This window comes from Xanthomonas sp. D-109, assembly GCF_017746095.1.
In the GTDB taxonomy this organism is placed as follows: Bacteria; Pseudomonadota; Gammaproteobacteria; order Xanthomonadales; family Xanthomonadaceae; genus Xanthomonas_A; species Xanthomonas_A sacchari.
This window is the reverse complement of the sequence record NZ_JAGHWV010000006.1, coordinates 91166-106518: the sequence shown is the minus strand read 5'-3', so window position 1 is coordinate 106518 and position 15353 is coordinate 91166. Positions and strand designations below refer to the sequence as shown.

Genomic DNA, 15353 nt, shown 5'->3' with positions numbered 1-15353 from the left:
GCTTCTCGCCCCGATGCCGCCGCCGATCACGGCGGCTCAGGCTCCTGCGCGAGACGTCCGCGTGGAGCGCAACACACGAGATGCCGCCATGCGTCGACCTGACCGGCGCTCGTCCCCCGTGTCTCCCCCTTTCCTTCAGAACCGGACGCAGCCCAATGAAGATCGCATTCGTTCCCTCGCCCCTGGCGCGCGCCTGCCGCGTGCTCGCCGCCCTGACGGTGCTGGCCGTCGTGCCGCAGCTGGCCATGGCCAACTGCAACGACACCGTCGGCACCAAGATGAGCAACATCCTGTTCGCCGACAGCAGCGGCGACACCATGGTGCTGGCCCACCGTGGCCTGTGGGGCAAGTACTCGGGCATCGCCGACATGCCGGAAAACTCGCGCGGCGCGCTGCAGACCGCCAACGACCAGTGCATGGACGGCGTGGAACTGGACATCAAGATGACCAGCGACGGCGTGCCGGTGGTGCTGCACGACTGGAACCTCGGCCGGACCACCAACGTCTGGACCAGCCGTCGTGGCGAAACCAAGTACGACCCGATGAACAACCAGGGCTACAACCCCTCGATCACGGTGACCCCGTGGTCGGCGGTGAGCGGCCTGTTCCTGCTGACCCCGGACCGCCGTACCACCACCGGCTACCACGTGCCGCGCGTGGACGACCTGTTCGCCTACTTCAAGCAGCACGGCCTGAAGACCCCGATGGTGTTCGACATCAAGACCGCCGATGCGGTCCGCGCGGTGTCGCGTGCGGCCGATGCCGCGTTCTCGGTGGCTTCGGCCAACTTCGTCGCGGCCAAGGTCAATGCGACCCTGTACCCGACCCGTTCGGCGTTCCGTGCCGACGGCAGCAGCATGGTCGGCATCCCGGTGTTCACCACCAACATGCTGACCAAGATCAACGTCGACAACGCCGTGTCGGCCTGGCTCGACACCAAGCAGGCGATGGAGATCAACGTCAAGCAGGTCGGCGGCCTGCTGCAGGGCGACGCCGACCGCGTGCGCGAACGCGGCGCGCGCGTGGGCGTGTTCCAGGCGATTCCGGACAGCCCGCTGGCCGGGCAGTTCTACCAGAACAGCGGCGCCTGCTGCTATCGGCTGTCGGACCTGTACTTCTCCTACTCCGGCGGCCGCGACACCGCCGACAACCGTGGCGATCTCAACTTCATCGTCAACCAGGAGGCGTTCAGCCTGATCACCACCGACGACCCGAAGGCGGCGATCGCGTACCTGAAGGCGCGCGGCAAGCACGACTGAGTCCTTGCACGTCCTGGCGGCCGACCCCGCGGTCGGCCGCCGTGTCGCGGCCGCGGCGCTCCGGCGCCGCGCGCCGCCCTCTCCTGGAGAAGCGCATGTCCCTTTCCCTTGCCAAGTCCACCGTCGCCCTGACCATCGCGCTGGCCGCCTGCACGCTGGGCGCCGTCGTCGCATCCGCCGCGCCGGCCGCCGAGTCCGCCGCCGCCGATCCGGTGGTGTTGCGGGTCGGCGCGCAGCAGTTCACCGCCAGCGAGTACCGCGCGCTGGCCAGCGACGGCACGCGCGGCGACGCCGGCATCGACGACGACTCCGTGGTGCGCCGCTTCGCCGACCGCGCCATCCTGCTCGACCAGGCACGGCAACAGCATCTGCAGGACGATCCGGTGGTGGCCGCCCGCCTGCGCCGTGCCGCCGACGCGATCCTGGCCGACGCCGCGCAGGCGCGCCTGCTGAGCGACGCGCAGATCGACGAGCGCATGCTGCGCCAGCAGTTCGCCGCGCATCCGGACGACTACACCGAATACCACCTGCGCCATCTGTTCGTGGCCCTGAATCCGCAGGGCGGGCCGCGCGCCGGGCATCGCTTGACCGAGGCGCAGGCCCTGCAGCGCGCCGAAGCGCTCAAGCGCCAGCTCGACGGCGGCGCCGATTTCGCCACCCTGGCCATGCGCGAATCCGACGACACGGCCACCGCCGGCGAGGGCGGGCAGTTGTCGCCGACCTTCGGCCGCTACCTGGCCGATGCCTTCGTCGCGCCGATCCGCCAGCTCGCGGTGGACCACGTGTCCGCGCCGGTGCGCGGCCCCGACGGCTATCACCTGATCCGTCTCGATACGAAGACCGACGCGCGCTTCGAGGCGGTGCGCGGGCAGATCGATCTGCAACTGCGCGAACAGGCCGCGGCCGATGCCATGCAGCGGCTGCGCCAGGCGCAACCGATGGCGTTCGACCACGCCGCCTACGCGGCCGCCGCGCGCTGAGGCCGGAGGTGCGGCGGCGTGCTGCGCTGGCGGTGTGGTTGGGGGGCGCTGCCGCGGTGGCGGCAGCGCTGGCGTTTCTGTGCTGGCCGGCTGCAGCGCCGACGACCGCGCTCGCGCAGGCAACGCGGCCTTCGCCAGCACGGTCGCCACCGGCTGCGACCGCTGCGCCTGTCGTCGCGGTCGCCGCGGATTCCCTCGCCACGGTGCCGGCCGGCGCCAACGAGGCGCAACGGCTGTCCGCCACCGCGTTGCTGGCGCTGGACTGCCGGCAGCGCGCGCAGGCGCCAGCGCCCAGCGCGGTGCTGCCGCCGGGCATGGACGAGGGCAGCAGGGAAGAGGCGACGGCCCGCCGCCTGGCCGAACAGCGCCGTGTCGCGGCGTGCCGCGGCGTCGCCCGGCTCGATGCCGCGCAGGTCGAGGCGATGCTGCGCAGTGCGGCCGCTGCCGGCGATGCCGACGCGCAGCGCCAACTGCTGGCGCAACGCGTGACGCAACTGCTCGCGCGCGGCGGCAGCGTCGGTGCGGACGGGCAACCCGTGCCGCTGTCGGCCGCCGACGAGCGCGACGCCGAGGACGTGGTGACGCAACTGGAAGACCGCGCCCTGCACGGCGATCGCGGATCGATCGACGCGTTGGCGCAACTGCTGCGTGCGCCGTGGCTGGCGGTGGCCGATCCGCCGTATGCCGCGGCCTGGCAGCTGGCCGCGCGGCAGGCGCCGGAGCGACCGTTCCCGCCGCCCGAGCAGGTGGTCGGTGCCGACGAACTGCTCGATGGCCTGAACGAGGCGCAGCGGCAGCAGGCGCTGGGTCTGGCGCCGGCGTTGTTCGCGCAGTGTTGCGCGCGGCGCTGAATGGCCCGCGGCCTGCGGGTTTGGCCGCTGCCGCGGCTGCGGTCAGAATAGCGGCCGGCTTCCCCGTCCCGGATTTCCCTTGAAGATCGCCAGCTGGAACGTCAACTCGCTCAACGTGCGCCTGCCGCACCTGCAACAGTGGCTGGCCGCGTTCGCGCCGGACGTGGTCGGGATCCAGGAGACCAAGCTGGAGGACCACAAGTTTCCCGACACGGCACTGGCCGAGGCCGGCTACCGCAGCGTGTTCGCCGGGCAGAAGACCTACAACGGCGTGGCGATCCTCTCGCGCCTGCCGATCGACGACGTGCAGATCGGCGTGCCGGGCCTGGAGGACGAGCAGAAGCGCGCCATCGCCGCCACCGTCGGCGACCTGCGCATCGTCAATCTGTACGTGGTCAACGGCCAGGACGTGGGCACCGACAAGTACGCCTACAAGCTGCGTTGGCTGGAGGCGGTGCATGCCTGGCTGGGCGACGAACTGCAGCGGCATCCGCGGCTGGTGGTGCTGGGCGACTTCAACATCGCCCCGGACGCGCGCGACGTGCACGATCCGCTGGTGTGGAGCGACAACCACATCCTCACCTCCACCGCCGAGCGCGGCGCCCTGCACAAGCTGCTCGCCCTCGGCCTGCACGACGGCTTCCGCCTGCACCACGCCGATGGCGGCCTGTTCAGCTGGTGGGACTACCGCCAGGCCGGCTTCCGCCGCGACCTGGGCCTGCGCATCGACCTGACCCTGGTGTCCGATGCGCTGAAGGCGCGCACCCGCGCCGCCGGCATCGATCGCGAACCGCGCACCTGGGAGCGCCCCAGCGACCACGCGCCGGCCTGGATCGAACTGGAGCCAGGCGCATGAGCGAGCGCCATGTGCGTCGCTGCATCGACAAGGTCGGCGACACCGCGATCTCGCCGCTGCACCGGCTCAGTTGCCACTGCGGCGCGGTGCAGATCGACCTGGAACTGCCGCACGGCATCGTCGACCCGCGCCGCTGCAACTGCTCGCTGTGCCGGCGCCGCGGCGCCATCGTCGCCTCGGTGCCGCTGGCGGCCCTGCATGTCCGCGAGGGCGAGCAGGCGCTGCGCCTGTACCAGTTCCACACCCACACCGCGCAGCACTACTTCTGCGGCACCTGCGGGATCTACACGCATCATCGGCGCCGCTCCGATCCCAGCCTGTACGGCTACAACGTCGGTTGCCTGGAGGGCGTGGACCCGTATGCGCTGGCCATCGCGGTGCCGGTCGAGGACGGCGTGCGCCATCCGGCCGACCGCGCCGCGCCGTGAGCGCGGCCGCAAACGCAAAACGCCCGGCGAACCGGGCGTTTGCGCAAGCGGTAAAGGCGACGCGTCAGCGCGCGCGGCCGCGGGTGACCAGGTTGACGATCGCCAGCAGGATGATCGCGCCGATCAGCGAGTACAGGAACGTCCACAGGGTGATCGCCTGGTTGATGCCGCCGCCGAACAGCCAGCCGGCGATCAGCGCGCCGACGATGCCGACCACGATGTTCAGGATGATGCCCTGCTGTGCGTCACGGCGCATGATGATGCTGGCCAGCCAGCCCACGATGCCGCCGACGATCAACCAGATGATGATGCCCATGCGTCAGACTCCTCGGTTCGGCCCGCACCAGGAGCGGTGGGGTGCGCGCCATTTAAGAAGCGCTGCCGTGAAGCGGTCGTATAGCGGCGACACCGTGGCGCAGCGGCCATTGCGCTTTGTGGGTGCGGCGTGAGCGCGCCGATGCCCCCGGTCGCCGCCGACGGCGCCGAGGCACCGGACTGGCGCCTCGGCCCGGTGGCGCTGTGGCTGCGCCCGCATCCGCCACGGACCTCCGGCGAAGCGCAGGCGCGGCGCCTGCTGGCCGGCGAGCTGGCGCTGCCGGCGGCGCAGTTGCCGCTGCATCGCGATGCGCGCGGCCGGCCGCGGCTGCATGCACCGCTGGCGCACCTGGACACCGGCTGGAGCCACAGCGGCGACTACCTGCTGGTGGCGGTGGCTGCGCACGCACGGCTGGGCGTGGACATCGAGCGGCAGCGGCCGCGGCCGCGCCTGCTGGAACTGGCGCAGCGCTTCTTCCACCCGGACGAGGTTGCGCTGCTGGCGGCGCTGGCGATGCCGGCGCGCGAGGCGCTGTTCTTCCGCCTGTGGTGCGCCAAGGAAGCGCTGCTCAAGGCGCATGGCCACGGCATCGCCTTCGGCCTGCACCGGCTGCGCTTCGCCGAGGACGCCGGCGGCGCGCTGCGCCTGGTCTGGTGCGACCCGGGCCTGGGTGAGGCCGACGCCTGGCATCTGCACGAATGGGCGCCGGTCGCGGGTTACCGCGCGGCGCTGGCCTGGATCCCTGCGGCGCTGCCGTAGCGATCGCCGTGCGCACCGGTGCGCCGCTGGCGGCCGACCCGCGGCAGGCGCCGCGTGTGCCGTGCCTCAGTCTTCGACCGCACCGGCGCGGCCATCCTCCACCACGAAGCGCTTGAGCGTGGACACCGTGGCGTGCGGATCGCGGCGTTCGGAGATCGCCTGCAGCCGGGTCTCCATCCGCGCCGGGCTCAGCGCGACCGACACATAGCCGCGCTGGCGGCTCTCGGCGTAGCGCACGTGCGGATTGTCCGGCAGCCGCTGCATGATCTCCGCTTGCGGCGGGCCGTCGGAGGTGATCGAAGTGCCGACGAATTCGGTCGCCACGGTGCGCGACTGCGGATCGGCCGCATCGGCCTTGAGGTCGGTGACCCAGTAGGAATGGATGTCGCCGCCCCAGAACACCGGATTGCGCAGGCCGCTGCGCACGATCGCGTCCAGCATGCGCGTGCGCGTGGCCGGATAGCCGTCCCAGCCGTCGGTCCAGTGCCCGACATGGCCGTCGCGGTCGTGCTGCAGGATCGGCGCGACCAGCAGATCCTGCGCGATCACGTTCCAGCGCGCCTGCGAGCGGCCGAAGCCGCCGTACAGCCAGCGCTCCTGTCCCGCGCCGAGCATGCTGCGCGCCGGGTCGGCGAGCGCCGTGCAGGCAGATGTCGCCACATGGCCGCCGCGCCAGCCGTTCGGCAGGGGACAGGGCTGCTCGCTGCGGTACTGGCGCCCGTCGAGGACGAAGAAGCGCGCCAGCGCGCCGTAGTCCAGGGCCCGGTAGAGACGCATGTCCGGGCCGTGCGGACGATGCCGGGCGCGCAGCGGAAAGTGCTCGTACATCGCCTGATAGGCGGCGGCACGGCGGCGCAGGAAGGCGGCGGTGGGCACGGCCGGGTCCTGCGACCAGCGGTTGGCGTAGTCGTTCTGCACTTCGTGGTCGTCCCAGGTCGCCACGCAGGCGGAGCCCGCATGCAGCGCCTGCAGGTCGGGATCGGTGCGGTACAGCGCATAGCGGTTGCGGTAGCCGGCCAGATCGACGCAGTCGCCGCTGCCGTGGGTGCGCACCAGGCCGGCGGCTTCCTCGCCGCGATGGCTGTACTCGTAGATGTAGTCGCCGAGGAAGAACACCAGGTCCGGGCGCTCCGCGGCCAGATGCCGGTAGGCGCTGAAATAGCCTTCTTCCCAGTGCGCGCAGGACACGAAGCCGAAGCGCGCGCTGTCCAGGGCGCCCGGCGCCGGTGCGGTGCGCGCGCACCCTAGCGGACTCTGCGCGCCCAGCGCCTCGAAGCGGTACCAGTACGGCCGTCCCGGTTGCAGGCCGCTGACCTCCACGTGCACGGCATGGCCCCAGCGCGGATGCGCGGTCGCCACACCGCGCTGGACCACCTGGGTCATGGCCTCGTCGGTGGCCACGCGCCAGCGTACCGGCACCGGCGCACGCAGGCCGCCACTTCCGTCCGGCGCCAGCGGCTGGGGCGCCAGCCGGGTCCACAGCACCAGCCCGTCGTGCAGCGGGTCGCCCGCCGCCACGCCCAGGGTGAACGGATCGGCGCTGCCGCTGGCACGGGCGAACGGGCTGAGCAGCGGCGTCGCCGCCAGCAGGCCCAGCCCGGCCAGCACCCGGCGGCGGCCGGGATCGTGCGGGGCGTCGGCGGGCGCGGTGGGGGTGTCTGCAAGGTCGGACATGGGCGGAAGCGTGCTTGAAGACGATCGACAATGCTCGCGCGCGCCGATGTCCGCAACATGGCAGCACGCGCGGCGCCACCTGCGATAATCCACCGATGACCGATGCTTCCCTTCCCGATTCCGTCCGCGTCGCGCTCGAGCAGGGCCTGCACGCGCAAGGCCTGGACGCCGCCGCGCTGGCGCCGCCGCTGTTGGCCTACCTGGCGCTGCTGACGCGCTGGAACCGCACCTACAACCTGACCGCGATCCGCGACCCGCACGAGATGGTGACCCGCCACCTGCTGGATTCGCTGGCGATGCAGCCGTTCGCCAGCGAGGGCGCGCTGGCCGACCTGGGCACCGGGCCGGGGCTGCCCGGCATCCCGCTGGCGATCGCGCGGCCGCAGTTGCGGGTGACCCTGGTCGAAAGCAACGGCAAGAAGGCGCGGTTCCTGCGCGAGGCGGTGCGCCAGCTGCGCCTGGACAACGCGCGGGTGGCCGAGTCGCGCGCCGAGGCGCTGGACGAGGCCGGCGCCTACGACCTGCTGACCGCTCGCGCGCTGGACACCCTGGCCGGTATCGTCGCCGTCGGCGGCCACCTGCTGCGCCCGGGCGGGCGCCTGCTGGCGATGAAGGGCGTGCGCCCGGACGAGGAGATCGCCGCGCTGCCGCCGGGCTGGGTGGCGCCGACGGTGCACCCGCTGCAGGTCCCCGGCCTGGGCGCCGACCGCCACCTGGTGGTGGTCGAGCGCGGTTGAGCGGCGACCGCGGCCGACCCCGATTTCCGCCACGGGGTGCTGTGACCGCATAATGCCCGGTCCCACCCCCATCGCCGACGAGGCTCCCGCATGGCCCGCATCATCGCCATCGCCAACCAGAAGGGCGGCGTCGGCAAGACCACCACCGCGGTCAACCTGGCCGCGGCGCTGGCCCGCCAGTCGCAGCGCGTGCTGCTGGTGGACCTGGACTCGCAGGGCAATGCGACGATGGGCAGCGGCATCGACAAGCGCGAGCTGGCCGCCTCCACCTGCGACGTGCTGCTCGGCGAGAGCAGCGCCGAACAGATCCGGGTGACCGCGCCGGAAGGCTTCGACCTGCTGCCGGGCAACATCGATCTCACCGCCGCCGAGATCCAGCTGATGGACCAGCCGGCGCGCGAGCAACGGCTGAAGACCGCGCTGGCGCCGCTGCGCGAGGCCTACGACTTCATCCTGATCGACTGCCCGCCGGCGCTGTCGCTGCTGACCCTGAACGCGTTGACCGCCGCCGACTCGGTGATCGTGCCGATGCAGTGCGAGTACTACGCGCTGGAAGGGCTGACCGCGCTGCTGGAGACCATCGAGGCGCTGCGCGCCGAGCTGAACCCGGCGCTGGAGATCGAAGGCGTGCTGCGCACCATGTTCGACGTGCGCAACAACCTGGCCAACGCGGTGTCGGCGGAGCTGACCAACCACTTCGGCGACAAGGTGTTCCGCACCATCGTGCCGCGCAACGTGCGCCTGGCCGAGGCGCCCAGCCATGGCCAGAGCATCGTCGGCTACGACCGCACCTCGCGTGGCGGCGTCGCCTACCTGGGACTGGCCGGCGAGATCGTGCGCCGCCGCAACGAACGCAATCGGCCGATGCCGGCCATGGAGACCGTCTGATGAGTGCCAAGCCCCCCGCCCTCGGAGCGAAGAAGCGCGGCCTCGGCCGTGGCCTGGAAGCGCTGCTGGGGCCGAAGGGCGCGGCCGCGCCGGTGCCCACCGCCGAAGTGCAGCCGGGCGAGAGCCTGCGCCGCCTGCCGGTGGGGCAGCTGCAGCCGGGCAAGTACCAGCCGCGGCAGGAGATGGACGAGGCCAAGCTGCAGGAGCTGGCCGAGTCGATCAAGGCGCAGGGCGTGATCCAGCCGATCGTCGCCCGCGAACTGGCGCCGGGCAGCTTCGAGATCGTCGCCGGCGAACGCCGCTGGCGCGCCTCGCAGTTGGCTGGGTTGAGCGAAGTGCCGGTAGTGGTGCGCGAGCTGGACGACCGCACCGTCATCGCCATGGCGCTGATCGAGAACATCCAGCGCGAGGACCTCAATCCGCTGGAAGAGGCGCAGGCGCTGCAGCGGCTGATCGACGAGTTCTCGCTGACCCACGCCGAGGCCGCCGAGGCGGTGGGCCGCTCGCGTGCCTCGGTGTCCAACCTGCTGCGCCTGCTGGAACTGCCGCCGGCGATCCGCGCGCTGCTGGAAGCGCGGCGCCTGGAGATGGGCCATGCGCGCGCGCTGCTGACGCTGTCGCCGGAGCTGGCCAGCCGCCTGGCCTCCGACGCCGCCGACCAGGGCTGGTCGGTGCGCGAGGTCGAGCACCGCGCCCAGCAGTTCGCCGCCGGCAAGGTGCCGAGCAACCGCAAGGCCAAGCCGGCGCGCACCGCGCCGCAGGCCGACATCGCCTCGCTGGAGACCGAGCTGTCCGAGTCGCTGGGCACCAAGGTGTCCATCGCCCACGGCCGCGGCGGCAAGGGCAAGCTGGTGATCCACTACACCGATTTGGACACGCTGGACGGCGTGCTCGAGAAACTGCGTCCGCGGCAGGCCTGAGCGCCGCCGCCCGCGTCCGCCAGGACCGCCACCGCCATGCATCCCAGCAAGGTCGACCGTCACCACCTGCTGCGCCTGACCGACCTGCCCAACGTCGGGCCGGCCTGCGAGAAGGACCTGCGCCTGATCGGCATCCGCGTGCCGGCGCATCTGCAGGGCCGCGATCCGTACGACATGTACGCGCAGCTGTGCCTGCGCACGGGCGTGGTGCACGACCACTGCGTGATCGACGTGTTCCTGTCGATCGTGCGCTTCATGCAGGGCGAGACGCCGCGCCCGTGGTGGGAGTTCAGCAAGGAGCGCAAGGCGGCGCTGGCCAAGGACGCGCCGCTGACCCTGCGCTGAGGCCGCGCGCCGCGGCGCGGGGCAGCCACCGGAGCATTGCATGAGCCACCAGGACACGCAGATCAGCCCGGGCGGCAGCCTGATCCTGCAGCATCGCGCAGCGGGCGCCGTCGATCCGGGCGGCATCAACGCCGGGCTGCCCTGAGCGTTGCCCGGCCGCGACGCCCGCTATTTCTTCGTCTTTCGCTTTCCAGGATTCCGCCATGCCCACTCTCGTCACCGGCGCCGCCGGCTTCATCGGTGCCCACACCGTCCGCGCACTGCGCGCCGCCGGGCAGCTGGTGGTCGGCCTGGACAACTACAACGACTACTACGACCCGCAGCTCAAGCGCGACCGCGTCGCCGCGCTGTGCGCGGGCGCGGACATCCGCACCCTGGACCTGACCGACCGCGACGGCCTGGCCGCGCTGTTCGACGAGGTGCAGCCGACCCGCGTGGTGCACCTGGCCGCGCAGGCCGGGGTGCGCTATTCGCTGCAGAATCCCTACGCCTACGTCGACAGCAACCTGGTCGGCTTCGTCAACATGCTGGAGCTGTGCCGGCACCGCGGCGTCGAGCACCTGGTCTACGCCTCCAGCAGCTCGGTGTACGGCGATTCGGCGACCCCGCCGTTCTCCGAGGACCAGCGCATCGACCAGCCGCGCTCGCTGTACGCGGCGACCAAGGCCGCCAACGAACTGATGGCCCACACCTATGCGCAGCTGTACGGCCTGCGTGCCACCGGGCTGCGTTTCTTCACCGTGTACGGCCCCTGGGGACGCCCGGACATGGCGCCGCTGCTGTTCAGCCGCGCGGTGCTGGCCGGGCGCCCGATCGAGGTGTTCAACCACGGGCGCATGCGCCGCGATTTCACCTTCATCGCCGACATCGTCGCCGGCGTGCTCGGCGCGCTCGATCACCCCTCCAGCGAGCCGGTGCCGCACCGCGTGTTCAACCTCGGCAATCACACCCCGGTGGAACTGGAGCACTTCATCGCGGTGATCGAGGCCGCCGCCGGGCGCAGCGCCGAAAAGCTGTACCGGCCGATGCAGCCGGGCGACATGATCGAGACGATGGCCGATACTGCGCGGGCCCACGCCGCGTTCGGCTTCGATCCGAGCACCCCAATCGAGGTCGGCCTGCCGCAGGTGGTGGCCTGGTGCCGGGAGTATTTCGGCGCCGCCGCCTGACGCTTCATCCGCGGATCATCGGTCCGCGGCACAATGCCCCGCTTTTCCCCCACGCGCCCCCGCGCCCAGCCCTGCCGAATCCATGAGCCAGCTTTCCCTTTCCGTCGTCGTCCCGGTGTTCAACGAGCGCGACAACGTGCCGCCGCTGGTCGCCGAGATCGTCGCCGCACTGCGCGGGACGATCGATTTCGAGATCGTCTATGTCGACGACCATTCGCGCGACGACACCCTGGCGGTGCTCGAAGGGCTGAAGGCGGCCACGCCGGAGCTGCGCGTGCTGCACCATGTCAGCCAGAGCGGGCAGAGCACCGCGGTGCGCAACGGCGTCAAGGCCGCGCGCGGGCTGTGGATCGCCACCCTGGATGGCGACGGTCAGAACGATCCGGCCGACATTCCCAAGCTGCTGGCCGCGCGCCAGGCAGCCGAGCCGCTGGTCAAGCTGTTCGCCGGCTGGCGGGTGTCGCGGCAGGATTCGGGGAGCAAGCGCTGGGCCTCGAAGTGGGCCAATGCGATCCGCGCGCGCATGCTGCGCGACGACACCCCGGACACCGGCTGCGGCATCAAGCTGTTCGAGCGCGAGGCATTCCTGGACCTGCCGTACTTCGACCACATGCACCGCTACCTGCCGGCACTGATGCAGCGCGCCGGCTGGCAGACCCTGAGCGTGCCGGTGAACCACCGCCACCGCACCTCCGGCGTGTCCAAGTACAACAATCTCAACCGCGCCCTGGTCGGCATCCGCGACCTGCGCGGTGTGGCCTGGCTGATCGCGCGTAGCCGCCGCACCGCGGTGCAGGAGCGCTGAGATGGAGGCGAGCTTCCTCAACGAACCGATCCAGGCGCTGTACTGGACCGGGCTGCACGTCACCGGCTGGAAGCTGATCGGCTACGTCGGCGCGCTGATGTTCGGCGGCCGCTGGCTGGTGCAGTTCGTCGCCTCCAAGCGCGCCGGCAAGCCGGTGATCCCGCGCCTGTTCTGGTACATGAGCGTGGTCGGCAGCCTGATGACGCTGAGCTACTTCATGTTCTCGGCCAAGCAGGACTCGGTGGGCGTGCTGCAGAACCTGTTCCCCGCGTTCACGGCCTTCTACAGCCTGTACCTGGACATCAAGCACCGCGGCTGGCACCGCGACCGCGCGACGCACTGAGCGCGGTGCCGCTGCGCGCGATTGCAGGGGCGCGTAATCCCCCCCGATCGCAGCTGGCCACTGTGGGAGGGACTTCAGTCCCGACGCGCGCATCTTCCACACCTCAGTGGTTCTACCGTCATTGCCGCCGATGACGCCAAGGCCCCGCATGTGGGAGGGACTTCAGTCCCGACGCCTGAATTTTCAAGGTCTCGGTAGTGCCGCCCTCCGCGGCACACAGCAGCGAGCACCGGATTTCTGACGCTAGGCGCGCAGGTTTCCTTACGCCTGCCCCAGTCCATCCCCGATGGTGTCGTGTCATCCGCCTTGCAACCCTGGCGTCATGCACACCCGACTGCCCCGAGGCTACCGCGCGCTGCGTGCCGGGCGCTGGAGCGAGACCGGCCGCATCTATCTGGTCACCACGGTGACCTGGCAGCGCCAACGCCTGTTCGAGGACTGGCGATGCGCCTGGGCGGCCGCGTCCTGCCTGGGCCATGCCCGCACCTGGGTCGGCGCGCAGTTGCTGTGCTGGGTGCTGATGCCCGATCACTGGCATGGACTGGTCATGCTCGAGCACGGTGCCGCGCTGCCGACCGTCATGCGCGAGGCCAAGGGCCGCGCCGCGAGGGCGGCCAATCACGCGCGCGGCCGTGGCGGCGCGGTGTGGATGGAGGGGTTCCACGATCGCGCGCTGCGCGATACGCGGCAGTTGCTGCCGGCAGCGCGCTACATTGTCGCCAACCCATTGCGTGCAGGGCTGGTTCGCCGGGTCGGGGACTACCCGTACTGGGATGCGGTGTGGCTGCGGATGCCGATGGACGCGTCGCTGGAGCATGAACAAGCTGCGTTGGTGGCTGGCACGCGCAGAACGGCATGAGGGGCGGGCCAGTCCCATGATGGGGCGTGTTCTTCCTGCTATCGAGCTTCTCCACCAAGCGTCTGCAGTTGTCAGCATCGCGCGCAATGCCGGCACAGTAAATTGCCGAGCGCGTTGAGGATTCCGCGTCGGGACTGAAGTCCCTCCCACACGGGGCCACCATCCCGCTGCTGCCGCTCCATTCGGTTGGATTGCCGTGCTTTGGCGTTCGTTCCACGCCCCCACAGGACTTCCGGCCCACCCGCCAGGCAGGGTGGTGGTGCGATCATCGACGATCCGTTCCCGCCGTGTGCCGCCCATGCCGATGCTCGCCAAGACCCCGCTGGCCATTTCCCTGCTGATCGCGTTCGCCGTGGCCACGCCCGCACTGGCCGCACCGCCGGCGTCGGCAGCGTCCAGTGCAACCCCGGCCACGGCCAACGCCAGCGCCGCCGATGCGCGCTTCCAGGCCATCTACGAGAAGGAGTGGGCCTGGCGCCAGGCCCAGCTCGGCCAGGCCGACGAGGACAGCGACAGCAGCGGCGACAACACCCATCTGCCCGACGTCGGCGCGGCCGCGCAGGCCGCGCGCCTGAAGGTATGGGACGACGTGCTGCGGCAGCTGGACACGCTCGATGCCGCCCAGCTCTCGCCGGAGAACCAGGTCAACCTGGCGATCTACCGGCCGCAGGTGGAGAACCTGGCCGCGTCGGTGCGCCTGCGCGCCTACGAAATGCCGTTCAACTCCGACAGCGCGTTCTGGTCGGACCTGGCATTCATGGCCCGGCGCACGCTGCGCACGCCCGACGAGTACCGCGCCTACATCGCGCGGCTGGAGGACGTGCCGCGCTACTTCGCACAGCAGACCGACAACATGCGCGCCGGGCTCAAGCGTGGTTTCAGCGTGCCGCGCGCGGTGCTCGACGGCCGCGACGGCGCCATCGCCAACGTGGCCGAACTGAAGGATCCGACCGCCGCGGTGCTGTACACGCCGTTCAAGCAGATGCCGGCGCAGATTCCCGCCGCCGAGCAGGCGCAACTGCGCGCGCAGGCGCAGGCGGCGCTGCGCGACAAGGTGATCCCGGCCTACGCGCAGCTGCTGACCTTCTATCGCCAGGAGTACATGCCGCAGGCGCGCACCACGCTGGCGGCCGAAGCCCTGCCCGACGGCAAGGCCTACTACCGGCAGCAGATCCGCGAGTACACCACGCTGGACATGGACCCCGAGCAGATCCACCAGCTCGGCCTGCGCGAGGTGGCGCGGATCCAGAAGGAGATGGACGCGATCATCCAGCAGGTCGGCTTCCACGCGCCGGCCGGGCAGAAGACCTTCCCGGCGTTCCTGCAGTTCCTGCGCACCGATCCGCAGTTCTACGTGAAGACCCCGCAGGAACTGCTCGATCGCGCCGCGTGGATCGCCAAGCGCGTGGACGGGGAGGTCGGCAAGTTCATCGGCACGCTGCCGCGCGGGCGCTTCACCATCGTGCCGGTGCCGGCGGACATCGCCCCGTTCTGGACCGCCGGCCGCGGCGGCGTCGGCACCTACTGGCTCAACACCTACGACCTGCCGTCGCGGCCGCTGTACAACCTGCCGGCGCTGACCCTGCACGAGTCCTCGCCGGGCCATTCCCTGCAGGGCGCGCTGGCCGAGGAACAGGGCGCCCAGCCGGCGTTCCGCCGCGAGAACTACATCTCCGCCTACGGCGAGGGCTGGGCGCTGTACACCGAGAAGCTGGGCAAGGAGATGGGCATCTACGCCACGCCCTACGAGGACTTCGGCCGGCTCAGCTACGAAATGTGGCGCGCCTGCCGCCTGGTGATCGACACCGGCGTGCACCACAAGGGCTGGACCCGCGCGCAGGCGCAGGCCTACCTGCGCGAGCGCACCGCGCTCAGCGAGCACGAGGTCACCACCGAGGTCGACCGCTACATCTCCTGGCCTGGCCAGGCGCTGAGCTACAAGCTCGGCGAGCTGACCATCCTCGACCTGCGCGCCGAGGCCGAGCGCGAACTCGGCCCGGACTTCGACATCAAGTCCTTCCACGACGCGGTGCTGCAGCAGGGCTCGGTGCCGCTGCCGGTGCTGCAGCAGCAGATCCGCGCCTACATCGCCGCGCGCAAGAAGAAGGCCTGACCGCCGCCGCACAGGCCGGCGCCACTTCCTGCGGGAAGGGCGCAGGCCTGC

At 71.1% G+C, this 15353-nt stretch carries 17 protein-coding genes; 15 read left to right on the top strand and 2 right to left on the bottom strand.

What is annotated here, in order from left to right:
* Positions 1 to 245: 245 nt before the first annotated feature.
* From J7357_RS06675 to J7357_RS06655, 5 genes are all read left to right on the top strand, one after another.
* Complete coding sequence (locus J7357_RS06675) at positions 246 to 1259, top strand: glycerophosphodiester phosphodiesterase family protein (protein WP_209245653.1); 1014 nt, start codon at positions 246 to 248, stop codon at positions 1257 to 1259.
* Between the two features lie 95 nt (positions 1260 to 1354).
* Positions 1355 to 2239 carry a peptidylprolyl isomerase gene (locus J7357_RS06670; RefSeq protein WP_209245499.1) on the top strand — a complete coding sequence of 295 codons (885 nt, stop codon included), beginning with the start codon at positions 1355 to 1357 and terminating at the stop codon, positions 2237 to 2239.
* Between the two features lie 203 nt (positions 2240 to 2442).
* A complete protein-coding gene (locus tag J7357_RS06665; protein ID WP_209245498.1) occupies positions 2443 to 3090 on the top strand; it encodes a hypothetical protein in 648 nt (215 codons plus the stop codon).
* Between the two features lie 79 nt (positions 3091 to 3169).
* The gene (xth, locus tag J7357_RS06660; RefSeq protein ID WP_209245497.1) at positions 3170 to 3946 is read left to right on the top strand and encodes an exodeoxyribonuclease III; all 777 of its coding nucleotides are present in this window, start codon (positions 3170 to 3172) and stop codon (positions 3944 to 3946) included.
* Positions 3943 to 4374, top strand: a complete 432-nt coding sequence (locus J7357_RS06655; protein WP_209245496.1) for a GFA family protein — start codon at positions 3943 to 3945, stop codon at positions 4372 to 4374. The genes xth and J7357_RS06655 overlap by 4 nt, the downstream gene beginning before the upstream one ends.
* Positions 4375 to 4438: 64 nt before the next feature.
* Here the strand turns inward: J7357_RS06655 and J7357_RS06650 are convergent, their stop codons facing one another.
* Complete coding sequence (locus J7357_RS06650) at positions 4439 to 4690, bottom strand: GlsB/YeaQ/YmgE family stress response membrane protein (protein WP_010342751.1); 252 nt, start codon at positions 4688 to 4690, stop codon at positions 4439 to 4441.
* 141 nt (positions 4691 to 4831) lie between these two features.
* Here J7357_RS06650 and J7357_RS06645 point away from each other — a divergent pair, with 141 nt between their 5' ends.
* Positions 4832 to 5449: a 4'-phosphopantetheinyl transferase superfamily protein gene (locus tag J7357_RS06645; protein WP_209245495.1), complete on the top strand. Its 618-nt coding sequence runs from the start codon at positions 4832 to 4834 to the stop codon at positions 5447 to 5449.
* 66 nt (positions 5450 to 5515) lie between these two features.
* Here the strand turns inward: J7357_RS06645 and J7357_RS06640 are convergent, their stop codons facing one another.
* Positions 5516 to 7123, bottom strand: coding sequence for an alkaline phosphatase D family protein (locus tag J7357_RS06640; RefSeq protein WP_209245494.1), 1608 nt, complete (start codon positions 7121 to 7123; stop codon positions 5516 to 5518).
* Between the two features lie 95 nt (positions 7124 to 7218).
* On the opposite strand from J7357_RS06640, the gene rsmG reads away from it, so the two are divergent.
* The 9 genes from rsmG to J7357_RS06595 all read left to right on the top strand — a co-directional run bounded on the left by rsmG (position 7219) and on the right by J7357_RS06595 (position 15302).
* Positions 7219 to 7860: a 16S rRNA (guanine(527)-N(7))-methyltransferase RsmG gene (gene rsmG / locus J7357_RS06635; RefSeq protein ID WP_010342748.1), complete on the top strand. Its 642-nt coding sequence runs from the start codon at positions 7219 to 7221 to the stop codon at positions 7858 to 7860.
* A 90-nt stretch (positions 7861 to 7950) separates the two neighbouring features.
* Entirely contained in the window at positions 7951 to 8748 is a 798-nt protein-coding gene (locus tag J7357_RS06630; protein WP_010342747.1) for an AAA family ATPase, read from the top strand.
* Positions 8748 to 9668, top strand: a complete 921-nt coding sequence (locus tag J7357_RS06625) for a ParB/RepB/Spo0J family partition protein (RefSeq protein ID WP_010342746.1) — start codon at positions 8748 to 8750, stop codon at positions 9666 to 9668. Before J7357_RS06630 ends, J7357_RS06625 begins: the two co-directional genes overlap by 1 nt.
* 36 nt (positions 9669 to 9704) lie before the next feature.
* Positions 9705 to 10013 carry a helix-hairpin-helix domain-containing protein gene (locus J7357_RS06620; protein ID WP_017908743.1) on the top strand — a complete coding sequence of 103 codons (309 nt, stop codon included), beginning with the start codon at positions 9705 to 9707 and terminating at the stop codon, positions 10011 to 10013.
* Positions 10014 to 10216: 203 nt separating this feature from the next.
* On the top strand, positions 10217 to 11182 hold the full coding sequence (locus tag J7357_RS06615) for an NAD-dependent epimerase/dehydratase family protein (protein WP_209245493.1): 966 nt from the start codon (positions 10217 to 10219) through the stop codon (positions 11180 to 11182).
* A gap of 82 nt (positions 11183 to 11264) precedes the next feature.
* Complete coding sequence (locus tag J7357_RS06610) at positions 11265 to 11987, top strand: glycosyltransferase family 2 protein (protein WP_209245492.1); 723 nt, start codon at positions 11265 to 11267, stop codon at positions 11985 to 11987.
* 1 nt (position 11988) lies between these two features.
* On the top strand, positions 11989 to 12330 hold the full coding sequence (locus J7357_RS06605) for a lipid-A-disaccharide synthase N-terminal domain-containing protein (protein WP_209245491.1): 342 nt from the start codon (positions 11989 to 11991) through the stop codon (positions 12328 to 12330).
* Positions 12331 to 12652: 322 nt separating this feature from the next.
* Positions 12653 to 13189, top strand: coding sequence for a transposase (locus J7357_RS06600; RefSeq protein WP_244667332.1), 537 nt, complete (start codon positions 12653 to 12655; stop codon positions 13187 to 13189).
* 298 nt (positions 13190 to 13487) lie between these two features.
* Positions 13488 to 15302: a DUF885 family protein gene (locus J7357_RS06595; protein WP_209245490.1), complete on the top strand. Its 1815-nt coding sequence runs from the start codon at positions 13488 to 13490 to the stop codon at positions 15300 to 15302.
* Positions 15303 to 15353 lie beyond the last annotated feature (51 nt).

Coding starts and splice junctions, on each gene's coding strand:
- J7357_RS06675 (WP_209245653.1), top strand. CDS start 246: ATGGCCAACTGCAACGACACCGTCGGCACCAAGATGAGCAACATCCTG.
- J7357_RS06670 (WP_209245499.1), top strand. CDS start 1,355: ATGTCCCTTTCCCTTGCCAAGTCCACCGTCGCCCTGACCATCGCGCTG.
- J7357_RS06655 (WP_209245496.1), top strand. CDS start 3,943: ATGAGCGAGCGCCATGTGCGTCGCTGCATCGACAAGGTCGGCGACACC.
- J7357_RS06650 (WP_010342751.1), bottom strand. CDS start 4,690: ATGGGCATCATCATCTGGTTGATCGTCGGCGGCATCGTGGGCTGGCTG.
- J7357_RS06645 (WP_209245495.1), top strand. CDS start 4,832: ATGCCCCCGGTCGCCGCCGACGGCGCCGAGGCACCGGACTGGCGCCTC.
- J7357_RS06640 (WP_209245494.1), bottom strand. CDS start 7,123: ATGTCCGACCTTGCAGACACCCCCACCGCGCCCGCCGACGCCCCGCAC.
- rsmG (WP_010342748.1), top strand. CDS start 7,219: ATGACCGATGCTTCCCTTCCCGATTCCGTCCGCGTCGCGCTCGAGCAG.
- J7357_RS06630 (WP_010342747.1), top strand. CDS start 7,951: ATGGCCCGCATCATCGCCATCGCCAACCAGAAGGGCGGCGTCGGCAAG.
- J7357_RS06625 (WP_010342746.1), top strand. CDS start 8,748: ATGAGTGCCAAGCCCCCCGCCCTCGGAGCGAAGAAGCGCGGCCTCGGC.
- J7357_RS06620 (WP_017908743.1), top strand. CDS start 9,705: ATGCATCCCAGCAAGGTCGACCGTCACCACCTGCTGCGCCTGACCGAC.
- J7357_RS06615 (WP_209245493.1), top strand. CDS start 10,217: ATGCCCACTCTCGTCACCGGCGCCGCCGGCTTCATCGGTGCCCACACC.
- J7357_RS06610 (WP_209245492.1), top strand. CDS start 11,265: ATGAGCCAGCTTTCCCTTTCCGTCGTCGTCCCGGTGTTCAACGAGCGC.
- J7357_RS06605 (WP_209245491.1), top strand. CDS start 11,989: ATGGAGGCGAGCTTCCTCAACGAACCGATCCAGGCGCTGTACTGGACC.
- J7357_RS06600 (WP_244667332.1), top strand. CDS start 12,653: ATGCACACCCGACTGCCCCGAGGCTACCGCGCGCTGCGTGCCGGGCGC.
- J7357_RS06595 (WP_209245490.1), top strand. CDS start 13,488: ATGCCGATGCTCGCCAAGACCCCGCTGGCCATTTCCCTGCTGATCGCG.